This window comes from Mesorhizobium sp. M2A.F.Ca.ET.037.01.1.1 (assembly GCF_003998075.1).
Taxonomy (GTDB): Bacteria; Pseudomonadota; Alphaproteobacteria; order Rhizobiales; family Rhizobiaceae; genus Mesorhizobium.
Genome location: NZ_RZSA01000086.1, coordinates 1 through 11,603 on the forward strand (window position 1 = coordinate 1; position 11,603 = coordinate 11,603).

At 64.1% G+C, this 11,603-nt stretch carries 7 protein-coding genes; 2 read left to right on the top strand and 5 right to left on the bottom strand.

From position 1 onward, the window contains the following. Both EOA27_RS06945 and EOA27_RS06950 read left to right on the top strand, forming a co-directional pair. Positions 1–1,222: aminomethyltransferase family protein (locus EOA27_RS06945; RefSeq protein WP_145970278.1), on the top strand; the 1,222-nt coding region annotated here is incomplete at its 5' end. A 443-nt stretch (positions 1,223–1,665) separates the two neighbouring features. Then, on the top strand, positions 1,666–3,375 hold the full coding sequence (locus EOA27_RS06950) for an APC family permease (protein ID WP_127255813.1): 1,710 nt from the start codon (positions 1,666–1,668) through the stop codon (positions 3,373–3,375). A gap of 71 nt (positions 3,376–3,446) precedes the next feature. Here the strand turns inward: EOA27_RS06950 and EOA27_RS06955 are convergent, their stop codons facing one another. The 5 genes from EOA27_RS06955 to EOA27_RS06975 form a co-directional block, all read right to left on the bottom strand. Beyond that, complete coding sequence (locus tag EOA27_RS06955; protein WP_126078679.1) at positions 3,447–4,796, bottom strand: LLM class flavin-dependent oxidoreductase; 1,350 nt, start codon at positions 4,794–4,796, stop codon at positions 3,447–3,449. Between the two features lie 264 nt (positions 4,797–5,060). After that, positions 5,061–8,216 (bottom strand): efflux RND transporter permease subunit, encoded by a 3,156-nt coding sequence (locus tag EOA27_RS06960; protein WP_126078680.1) that lies wholly within the window; start codon positions 8,214–8,216, stop codon positions 5,061–5,063. Positions 8,217–8,464: 248 nt separating this feature from the next. Further along, the gene (locus EOA27_RS06965; RefSeq protein WP_126078681.1) at positions 8,465–9,628 is read right to left on the bottom strand and encodes an efflux RND transporter periplasmic adaptor subunit; all 1,164 of its coding nucleotides are present in this window, start codon (positions 9,626–9,628) and stop codon (positions 8,465–8,467) included. 52 nt (positions 9,629–9,680) lie between these two features. Further along, positions 9,681–10,286 (bottom strand): TetR family transcriptional regulator, encoded by a 606-nt coding sequence (locus EOA27_RS06970; protein WP_126078682.1) that lies wholly within the window; start codon positions 10,284–10,286, stop codon positions 9,681–9,683. 429 nt (positions 10,287–10,715) lie between these two features. Further along, positions 10,716–11,603: AMP-binding protein (locus EOA27_RS06975; protein WP_145970279.1), on the bottom strand; the 888-nt coding region annotated here is incomplete at its 5' end.

The window sequence follows — 11,603 nt, forward strand, 5'->3', positions numbered from 1 at the left end:
TGTGCGGACCTATTCCGGCCAGCACAAATTCTCGCGAGCGATCGCCAGACGCATGAAGCCCGACTCGGAACCGAAAATGACCCGCGAGACAGCCTTTCATTCGAGCTTTGCCAAGCACACGCGCGATTTCGTCGAATACAGGGGCTATTGGCTGGCCAATTCCTTCGCCAAGGAAGGTCCCATCGCCGAATACTGGGCCTGCCGGCAGGACGCCGTGATCATGGACCTGTCGCCGCTGCGCAAGTTCGAGGTCACCGGACCGGACGCCGAGGCGCTGCTGCAATACACGCTGACACGCGACGTCAAGAAGCTCGGCGTCGGCCAGGTCGTCTATACGGCGATGTGCTACGAGCATGGCGGCATGATCGACGACGGAACGCTGCTCAGGCTCGGCAAGGACAATTTCCGCTGGGTCGGCGGCGACGATTTCTCAGGCGAATGGCTGCGCGAGACCGCCAAGAAACTCGGCTTGAACGTGCTGGTGCGCTCTTCCACCGACCAGATGCACAACATCGCCGTGCAGGGACCGAAGAGCCGCGACATCTTGAAGGAGGTCGTCTGGACCTCGCCGGTACAGCCCTCGATCGGCGAGCTCGAATGGTTCCGCTTCGCCGTCGCCCGCATCGGCGGCGGCAACGGCGTGCCGGTGGTGGTCTCGCGCACCGGCTATACGGGCGAGCTGGGCTATGAAATCTGGTGCCATCCGCGCGACGCCGAAAAAGTGTTCGACGCCGTCTGGGAAGCCGGCCAGCCGCACGGGCTGAAGCCGATGGGCCTGCAGGCGCTCGACATGGTGCGCATCGAGGCCGGACTGATCTTCGCCGGCTACGAATTCTCCGACCAGACCGATCCGTTCGAGGCCGGCATCGGCTTCACCGTGCCGCTGAAGACCAAGGCCGACGACTTCATCGGCCGCGACGCGCTGATCCGGCGCAAGGAGCATCCGCAGCACAGGCTCGTCGGCCTCGACATCGACGCCAACATCCCGGTTGGCCATGGCGACTGCGTCCATGTCGGCCGCGCCCAGATCGGCGTGGTTACCTCCGGCATGCGCTCGCCGGTGCTCGGCAAGACAATCGCGCTGGCACGGCTCGACGTCACCCATGCCGAGATCGGCACGGAGGTCGAGATCGGCAAGCTCGACGGCCACGCCAAGCGGCTGCCGGCGCGCGTCGTGGCCTTCGCGCATTACGATCCGCAGAAGACCAAGCCGAGATCCTGATAGCGGCAGCCCTTGCCTTCTCCCCTTGTGGGGTGAGCAGCCGGTTCCCCGAAGGCGAGTTCATCGTGCCACTGGCACGATGAAATGCCAGCGAACGCCAGGACGCTGCGAAGCAGCGGGGACCGGGAGGTGGATCGGCCCCCGGCCCTTCGCAGACTCAGGGCGTTCGAAGCTCGAAAAGCCAAGCAATTGGCTTTTCGTTCGCTGCGCGACCGCTTCTCACCCCACAAGGGGAGGAGGAAAGAGCCGATGTTTCGCAAGCGTGATGTGCATGACATCCACAAAACGCTTGACGCGAAAGCGCGCCGGATCAATCTTCACTCTAAAGAAAAAAATACGACTGAGTGGAAACACGACGGTTGGGCCATAGTGGCCGGGGAGCAAGCTTCGCGAGAGCCGAAGCGTCGCCGGCGGGGAACAGAAAAAAGGGGAAGACACAAGATATGAGCACGATAAGCACGGCCCTGGAGCAGCCTGCCGAAAGCAAGCTGCTCAGGCATATCGACTGGCGTGGCGCCTTCTGGGTGGCGAGCGGCGTTCCGGCGCTGGTCCTGTTCTCGATCGGCGGCATTGCCGGCACGACTGGAACCCTGGCCTTCCTGATCTGGACGGTGTCCATGATCATGGGTTTCCTGCAATCCTTCACCTATGCGGAGATTGCCGGCCTGTTCCCGAACAAGTCGGGCGGCGCCTCGATCTACGGCGCTACCGCCTGGCTGCGCTATTCGAAATTCATCGCGCCGCTGTCGGTGTGGTGCAACTGGTTCGCCTGGTCGCCGGTGCTGTCGCTCGGCTGCTCCATCGCCGCCGCCTATATCCTCAACGCCCTGGCGCCGATCCCGGTCTTCTCCGAGACCTCGCCGGAGGTCGTCGCCTATATCGCCGCGCATGCGGGGACGGCCCCTGCCGACGCCATCGCGGCGGTGACGGCCGCCGCGACGCCGGCGATCCGCACCTGGACGCTGTGGGGCCATACGCTGGGACCCGTCTCCTTCACGCTCAACGCCACCTTCTTCATAGGCGCGGTGCTGATGCTGGTCATCTTCGCCATCCAGCATCGCGGCATCCTCGGCACGGCCAATGTGCAGAAATATATCGGCCTGCTGGTCATCATCCCGATGCTGATCGTCGGCGTGGTGCCGATCATCACCGGCCAGATCGACTACGCCAACTTCTCGCCGCTGGTGCCGCTGGCGGCGGCCTATGCGCCCGACCCCGGGTCGTGGAACATCGCCGGCTGGACACTCGTGCTGGGCGGCATGTTCATCGCCGCATGGTCGACCTACGGCTTCGAGACCGCGGTCTGCTACACGTCGGAGTTCAAGAACCCCGGCACCGACACGTTCAAGGCGATCTTCTATTCCGGCCTGCTCTGCATGCTGTTGTTCATCCTGGTGCCCTTCACCTTCCAGGGCGTTCTGGGCCTGAACGGCATGCTGGCGACGCCGATCGTCGACGGCTCGGGCGTCGCCGACGCGCTGGCCGGCATGGTCGGCGGCGGCAAGCTGATCCACAGCCTGCTGGTCATGCTGATGATCCTGGCGCTGGTGCTCTGCATCATGACGGCGATGGCTGGCTCCTCGCGCACGCTCTACCAGGGCTCGGTCGACGGTTGGCTGCCGCGCTATCTCAGCCATGTCAACGAGCACGGCGCGCCGACGCGGGCGATGTGGACCGACCTGATCTTCAACCTGATCGTGCTGGCCATCGCCTCGGCCGATGCGACGAGCTTCTTCTTCATCCTCGCCGTGTCGAACTGCGGCTATATCATCTTCAACTTCCTCAACCTCAATGCCGGCTGGATCCACCGCATCGACAACGGCCACATCACGCGGCCGTGGCGGGCGCCGACCTGGCTGCTCGGCATCGGCGCCATCTTCGCCTATGTCAACGCGATCTTCATGGGCGCCGGCGCCAAGGTCTGGAACCCGATGGCGCTGTGGGCCGGCCTGATCACGGCTGCCTTGATCATCCCGGTGTTCTGCTTCCGCCATTACATCCAGGATGGCGGCAAATTCCCCGACCATATGATGGCCGACCTCGGCATGGCGGAGGCCGACCTCTCGGTCAAGAAGGCGGGCATGCTGCCCTATCTGACGCTCGCCGCCGGCGTGATCGTGATGCTGATCGCCAACTGGGTGTTCGTCATCTGACGTGGCAACCCGAACGAAACGGGCGCGCCTCGGCGCGCCCGTTTTCTTTTGCGAGTTGGTCGAAGCAGAGATCAGCCGGCCTTACGGACGGCCTCCTCTTCAAAGAACCGGTTCGGCGGCCGCTTCAGGCCGAGATTCTCGCGCAGCGTCGATCCTTCATAGTCGCGCCTGAAGATCCCGCGACGTTGCAGCTCGGGCACCACCTTCTCGGCGAAGTCGTCGAGCCCGGCGGGCAGATAGGGGAACATGACATTGAAGCCATCGGAACCGTCGGTGAGCAGCCATTCCTCCATCTCGTCGGCGATGGTTTTCGGGGTACCAACGAAAGCCAGTCCGGAATAGCCGCCGAGCCGCTGCGCTAGCTGGCGAACGGTCAGGTTTTCACTGCGCGCCAGTTCAATGACGCGTTCGCGGCTGCTCTTCGAGGCATTGGTCTCCGGAATGTCTGGCAACGGTCCGTCCGGATCGAAACCGGACGCGTCGTGGCCGAGCGCGATCGACAGCGAGGCGATGCCGCTCTCGTAATAGACGAGGCTGTCGAGCTTCGCGCGCTTGGCCCGCGCCTCCTCGACACTGTCGCCGACGATGACGAAGGCGCCGGGCAGGATCTTGATGTCGTCGCGCGCGCGGCCAAGTTTTTCCGCTCGGCCTTTCACGTCGGCAAGGAAGCGCTGGCCGGATGCCAGGTCGGGCGGCGCAGCGAAGATCACCTCCGCCGTCTCGGCGGCCAGTTGGCGTCCGACGTCAGACGCGCCGGCCTGGACGATGACCGGCCAGCCCTGCACCGGCCTGGCGATGTTGAGTGGCCCTCGCACCGACAGATGCTCGCCCTTGTGGTCGAGCACATGGAGTTTCGCCGGATCGAAATAGAGCCCGCTCTCCGCATCGCGGATGAAGGCGTCGTCGGCAAAACTGTCCCACAACCCGGTAACGACATCGTAGAACTCGCGCGCCCGGTGGTAGCGCTCGTCATGCTCGACATGCTCGTCGAGGCCGAAATTCAGCGCCGCGTCGGGATTGGACGTGGTGACGATGTTCCAGCCGGCGCGTCCGCCGCTGATATGGTCGAGCGAGGCGAAGCGGCGGGCGATGTGATAGGGCGCGTCGAAGGTGGTCGAAGCGGTGGCGACCAGGCCGATGTGGTCGGTGACGGCGGCAAGCGCCGAGAGCAGCGTGAACGGCTCGAAGGACGTTACCGTGTGGCTGCGCCGCAGCGCCTCGATCGGCATGTTGAGCACCGCCAGATGATCGGCCATGAAGAAGGCGTCGAACTTGGCCGCCTCGAGCGTCTGCGCGAAACGCTTGAGATGCGCGAAGTTGAAGTTGGCGTCGGGATAAGCGCCCGGGTAACGCCAGGCGCCGGTGTGAAGACTGACGGGGCGCATGAAGGCGCCGAGCCGCAATTGCCGTTTTTCTGACATGAGGAATGATCCAGCGATGACGAGCGTTGCCGCTCCGATATTAGCGCAGGATCGGCCTGCATCGCGCCGCTGAAAAGGAATTCTGTTTTGCCGAAGCCCTGCCGCGGAGCATTTTCGCCCGGCTGGCCTTTATGCGGATCATCCGCCACCGGCTTTCGCCGATGGCGGATGATCCAAGGTTGCCACCTTATCGTTGGAGCATGATCTCTTTTGAACCGAAGGTCAGCGCAGCAAAAACCGCTATGCACTTTTAGGGATCATGCTTTATTCCGCGGCCAGTGCCAGCTGCGGCCGTTCGATGCCTTCGATCTTCTCCGGCTCCGGCGCCTGCTCGTCGGTCTTGGCCTTCTTCGGCGCACGGCCGAAGAACAGCGCGTAGCCGGCCGGCAGCACCAGAATGGTGAGCACGGTCGCGACCAGGATGCCGCCCATCATGGCGTAGGCGAGCGGTCCCCAGAAGACGGCGCGCGAGATCGGGATCAGCGCCAGCACGGCGGTCAGCGCCGTCAGCATGATCGGCCGGAAGCGGCGCACCGCCGCACCCACGATCGCTTCCGATTGGTCCATGCCTGCCGCGATGTCCTGATCGATCTGGTCGACCAGGATGATCGAGTTGCGCATGATGATGCCGAGCAGCGCGATGACGCCGAGGATGGCGACGAAGCCGAAGGGCGCGCCGCTGATCAGCAGCGCCGCGGCGGCGCCGATGATGCCGAGCGGACCTGTGGCGAGCACCAGCATCGACTTGCCGAAATGCTGCAGCTGGACCATCAGCAGCACGACGATGATGGCCAGCATGATCGGCGCCTTGGCGGCGATCGAAGCCTGGCTCTCGGCCGAATCCTCGGCGCCGCCCTGGATCTCGATCTTGTAGCCGGGCGCTAGGCCGGCGCGCAGGTCCTTCATGTCGTTGTACATCTTGGTGACGACGTCGTTCGACTGCACGCCGTCCGGCAACGTGGCGCGCACGCTGATCGTCGGCAGGCGGTCGCGTCGCCATTCGACGCCCTGCTCCATGACCGGCACGACCTTGGCCACCTGCGAGAGCGGCACCGAGCCGCCGAAGTCGGTTGGGATGTAGACGGAGTCGACCGAAGACAGGAGATGGCGGGTCGCCTCCGGCTCGCGGGCGACGATCGACACCGTCTCCTCGCCGTCGCGGAAGTCGTCGAGCGCCGCGCCGGACATGGTGGCCTGCAGCACCTGGCGGATGCGCTGCGAGGTTACGCCAAGGGCGCGAGCACGATCCTGGTCGATCACCAGCTTCATTGCCGGCACCGTTTCCAGCCAATCGTCATGGATGGCGCCGAGCAGCGGGTTGGCCTGGAACTTCGCCTTCACCTCGTCGGCGATGCGGCGCACCTCCTTGCGGTCCGGACCCATGATGCGCATCTGCACGGGCCAGCCCGTCGGCGGTCCAAGGAACAGGCGGTCGACCTTGCCGCGGATCGAGGGGAAGTCCTTGGCGAGGATGCCGCGCATCTTGACGATCAGCCGCTCGCGCGCCGGCTCGTCCTTGGCCATCACCAGGAGCTGGGCGAAGTTGGGATTCCTGAGCTGCTGGTCGAGGGGCAGGAAGAAGCGCGGGGCACCTTCGCCGATATAGGTGGCGATGAAGCGCTTGTCGGGATCGTCCATCATTTTCGCTTCCAGCGCCTTGGCCTGGTTCTCGACCTCCTTGATCGAGGTGCCTTCCGGCAGCCAGAGATCGACGAGGATTTCCGGACGCGAGGATTGCGGGAAGAAATTCTGCGGGATGAACTGGAAGGCCCACAGGCTGGTGGCGAAGGTGACCAGGGTCATCACCAGAACGATGATGCGGTGGCGCACGGCCCAGGCGACCGTCGCGCGCAGGCGGCGGTAGAAGCCAGTGTCGAAGACATCGTGGTGGGTGCCGGCATGCTTGCGCTGCTTGAGGATCATGTAGCCCAGCCACGGCGTGAAATAGACCGCGACGAACCACGACACGATCAGCGCGATGCCGACGACATAGAACAGCGTGCGCACATATTCGCCGGCAGTGGATGCCGCGAAGCCGACCGGGATGAAGCCCGCCGTGGTGATCAGCGTTCCAGTGAGCATCGGGAAGGCGGTCGATGTATAGGCGAAGCTCGCCGCCTCGATCTTGACCAGCCCTTCCTCGAGCTTTCGTTCCATCATCTCGACGACGATCATGGCGTCGTCAACCAGGAGACCGAGCGCGATGATCAAAGCGCCGAGCGAGATGCGCTGCAGGTCGATGCCGATCTCGTACATGATGGCGAAGGTGGCGGCCAGAACCAGCGGGATGGCGATGGCGATCACCAGGCCCGAGCGCCAGCCGATCGACAGCAGCGACACGGCGAGCACGATGAGCAGCGCTTCGCCGAGCGCTTCCATGAATTCGCTCACCGCGTCCTTGACCACCTCCGGCTGATCCGAGATCTGGTCGACCGAAACGCCGTAGGGCAGCCCGGCCTCGAAGCGCTGGTAGGTCGCCTCGACATCCTTGCCGACGTCCCTGACGTTGAAACCCTTGGCCATGACGACGCCGACCTGGACGCTCTCATGGCCGTTGAAACGGTATTTGCGCTCATAAGGGTCTTCGAGACCGGACGAGACGGTGGCGATATCGCCGAGACGCGTCACCTGATTGCCGGAGCGCAGCCTGAGCTCGCGGATATCCGCGGCCTTGGTGACGTCGCCCTCGACCGAGATGCGCACCGAGCGCAGGCCGGTGTCGACCGAGCCCGCCGGATCGACAGCGTTCTGCCCCTTCACGGCGTTCTGCAAGTCGACGATGGTCAGGCCGCGCTCGGCCAGCGCCTTGGACGAGACGTCGATATAGATCTTCTCCGGCTGGTCGCCGATGATGACGGCCTTCTCGACGCCGGGCGTCGTCAACAGCATATCGCGCGCCTGGATGGCGAACTTCTTCAGCTCCGGATAGGTGAAGCCGTCGCCGCTGATCGAATGCAAGGTGATGAAGGTGTCGCCGAACTCGTCGTTGAAATACGGACCGAGCAGGCCTTGCGGCAACTCATTGGAAATGTCGCCGACCTTCTTGCGCACCTGATAGAAGGCGTCCTTCACCTCCTCGGCATTGGTGTCGCCTTTCACCTGCAGCATGATGATGGTGCTGCCGGCACGCGTGTAGGAGCGCACGAAATCGAGATGCGGCGTTTCCTGCAGCTTGCGCTCGATCTTGTTGACGACCTGGTCCTCCATGTCCTGGATCGAGGCGCCGGGCCAGATCGCCTGCACCACCATGATGCGGAAGGTGAAGTCCGGGTCTTCCTTCTGGCCCATGCGCATCAGGCCCATCGCGCCGGCCAGGATGATCAACCCGAACAGGAAGCGCGCGATGCTCGGATGTCCGATCGCCCAGCGCGAGAGATTGAAGGGGCGCTTTTCAGTGCTGCTGTCGGTCGTGGTGGTCATGGCGCAAGTCCAGTCCAATTGGCCGGCAATGCATAGCTGGCATTGCCCGTGAATTCTCGGTCGGGTTTCCGGGCGGCGAGACCCTCAAGCGGAGAGAGACTCGCAAATCGCGCTGGACGCGGCACTGCCGCGGGGGGGAGCCAACATGCCGGCATCCCGCGATCGGGTGTTCGCCGCCCGGAACCCATGCCCTTCCCCGGCTCGTGGCTCGAAGCAGCGAGAGCGGGAAAGGCGTCTGTTACGCCTGGCTAGTGCAGGCTGCCGGTGGTTGCGACATCCTCTGCCGCCGAGGCGGATTGCTGGGCGTCGCCGGAAAGCTTGACCTTCAGGTTTTCGGTCATGAACTGGGTGCCTGCCGCGACCACGACATCGCCCTGTTTCAGGCCGTCGGCCACGGTGACGCCGTCGGCGGTGAAGTTGGCGACCTTGATCGGGCGCGGATGCACGGTGTCGGAGGCGCGGTCCACTGTCCAGACGATCTGCTTGCCGTCCTTTTCGGTCATCGCGGTGAGCGGGATCGAGACGAGCTCAGCCTTGCTGCCGACGATCGCCTGGACATTGGCGGTCATGCCGAGTAGCACGCGCGGATCGTTGGGCAGCGACACCCGGACGGCGAAGGTGCGCGACTGCGGATCGGCGCTGCCGGCGACCTCGCGGACCTTGCCGTCAAGGGTGAGCCCTTCGTCAGACCAGAAGCTCGCCTTGACCTCCTTGCCGGGCTTGAAGCCCGCGATATCCATCTCCGGCACCGCGATCGAAACTTCCTTCTCGCCGTCAACCGCGACGGTCATCACCGGCGTGCCGGCGGCGACCACCTGGCCGACATCGGCGGAGATGGCGGTGACGATGCCGTTCTTGCTGGCTTTCAGATCGGCGTATTGAACCTGGTTCTGCGCCTGGGCCAGCGTCGAACGAGCGGCGTCGCGGTTCGCCACGGCCTGGTCGTAGGTCAGCCGCACCTGGTCGAGCTGCGACTTCGGCGCGAAATTCTTGGCATAGAGTTGCTCGGCGCGCTTCCTGGCAAGGTCGACGGTCTCGACCTGGCGCTCGGCCGCGTCGAGGCTGGCCGCGGCGCTCTTCACCGACAATTCGTAATCGGCCGGATCGATGCGGGCGAGGACGTCGCCCTCATCCACGTGCTGACCGATGTCGACCAGGCGCTCGGTGACCTTGCCGGCGATGCGGAAGCCGAGATTCATCTCGGTGCGGGCGCGCACCGAACCGGAATAGTCAAGCTGACGGGTGGTCTGCGCCTCGCCGATCTCGACCACCTTGACCGGCCGGACGACCTCCTGGACGACCTCGGCCTTCTCCTGGCTGCAGCCGGCAAGGCCAAGCACTGCTGCGATAACGGCGGCGGTTGGGAGGCCGGCGGCCGGCAGCTTGCGGAGGATGGAATTGGACAAAGACACCTTAGCACTCCCGAACTGGAGATGATCGTCGACCGCACCCGGCGGGCGGCTTCTATTTCAAGGCTCTGATGGCGTAGTCGATAAGTTCGTCGGGCATCGCCCGGTTGGTCTTTGCAAGGCACTGCGCCACCATCTGCGGATGGCATAGAATGATGGTCGCGGCGCCGAAGCAGCGCGAGGCCGTCTCGGGATCCTGTTCCCTGAACTCGCCGGCCTCGATGCCCTCGCGGATCACTTCGGCGAAGAGGTCGTGGATGCTGTTGACATGCTTGTCGATGACGCCCCAGTCGCGTTCCAGCGCGACGATGACCATCTCATGCACCTTCTCCTGGTCGAGCATGACCTCCAGCGTCATCTTGTACTGGGCATGGATGTAGCGCCGCAGCCGTTCCTCGGCGCTGATCGGCAGGTGCATAATCTCATAGGCCATCTTGTAGCTGGCGCCGAGCATGCGGCCGCAGACGGCCTGGTGGATTTCGACCTTGGAGGCAAAGAAACGATAGATGTTGGCCGGCGACATGCCGAGCTCGCGGGCGATGTCGGCGACGTTGGTCTTGCCGTAGCCATAGTGACGGAACAGCCGCTCGGCGCAGTCGAGAATGCGGGTCACATTCTCCTGTCTGGTGGGGTCTGCCACGATGTTGGCGGCTTCGGACATGGCGCTTTCGGTTTGACGAGTGACGAATTTCAATTTTCGTCAGTCGTAAAACGAAAGCAGCGAGGAGTCAACGCAAAATCGACGTACGCGTATAACTGGTGACAGATGGTGACAGTTGCGAGGGCCGGGGTTTACGATTAGCCATTTGCCCCGGCGGCGTCGTCATCCACGGGCGGAGCAAGGAGCGAAGCGACGCGCGCAGACCCGAGGATCCATTCCGTGACGTAGGCCGAAGAACGAAGGCGGATCAAGGTTACGACGATATCGTCGCTGACGGCTACTCTCAACCGCCGGAGCGCGGCCGCATGGTCACGGCATAGATCCTAGGGTTTCCGCGACGTCGCTTCGCTCCTTGCTCCGCCCGTGGATGACGAAGTCGCGGTTGCTAGCGCAAGCTGTCGACGTCGCGGTCATGGCGGGAGGAGCGTACTACGCCCCCTTCGCCATTTCCCTTAGCCGGAACTTCTGGATCTTCCCCGTGGACGTCTTCGGGATTTCCGCGAACACCACCGCCTTCGGCACCTTGAAGCGGGCCAGCAGCCCCCGGCAATGCTCGATGATCTCGGCTTCGGTCGCGGTCTTGCCGGGCTTCAGCTCGACATAGGCGACCGGCACCTCGCCCCATTTCTCATCCGCGCGGGCCACCACACCGCAGGAGGCGACCGACGGATGCTTGTAGAGCGCGTCCTCGACCTCGATGGAGGAGATGTTCTCACCGCCCGAGATGATGATGTCCTTGGAGCGGTCCTTGAGCTGGATATAGCCGTCGGGGTGCATGACGCCGAGGTCGCCGGAATGGAACCAGCCGCCGGCGAAGGCCTCGTCGGTCGCCTTCCGGTTCTTCAGATAGCCCTTCATGACGATATTGCCGCGGAACATGACCTCGCCAATGGTCTCGCCGTCGGCCGGCGTCTCCGCCATCGTCTCGGGGTCCATGATCGTCAGCCCTTCCAGCGCGGCATAGCGCACGCCCTGGCGCGCTTTCTTCGCCGTCCTCGGCCCCTTCTCCAGCGCGTCCCACTCATTGTGCCATTCGTTGACGACGGCCGGACCGTAGGTCTCGGTCAGGCCGTAGAGATGGGTGACGGCAAAGCCGGCGTCGGCCATACCGGCAAGCACAGCTTCCGGCGGCGGCGCGGCGGCGGTGTTGAAGGTGACGGTCTGCGGGAACTGGCGCTTGTCCTCGTCCTTCGCGTTGATCAGCACCGACATGACGATCGGCGCGCCGCACAGATGGGTGACGCCGTGATCGGCGATCGCGTCATATATCGGCTTCGCCCGCACCCAGCGCAGGCAGACATGGGTGCCGGCCTGGAC

What these genes read in the sequence shown, in the direction of transcription:
- EOA27_RS06950 (WP_127255813.1), top strand. Translation starts at nt 1,666, where the DNA reads ATGAGCACGATAAGCACGGCCCTGGAGCAGCCTGCCGAAAGCAAGCTG.
- EOA27_RS06955 (WP_126078679.1), bottom strand. Translation starts at nt 4,796, where the DNA reads ATGTCAGAAAAACGGCAATTGCGGCTCGGCGCCTTCATGCGCCCCGTC.
- EOA27_RS06960 (WP_126078680.1), bottom strand. Translation starts at nt 8,216, where the DNA reads ATGACCACCACGACCGACAGCAGCACTGAAAAGCGCCCCTTCAATCTC.
- EOA27_RS06970 (WP_126078682.1), bottom strand. Translation starts at nt 10,286, where the DNA reads ATGTCCGAAGCCGCCAACATCGTGGCAGACCCCACCAGACAGGAGAAT.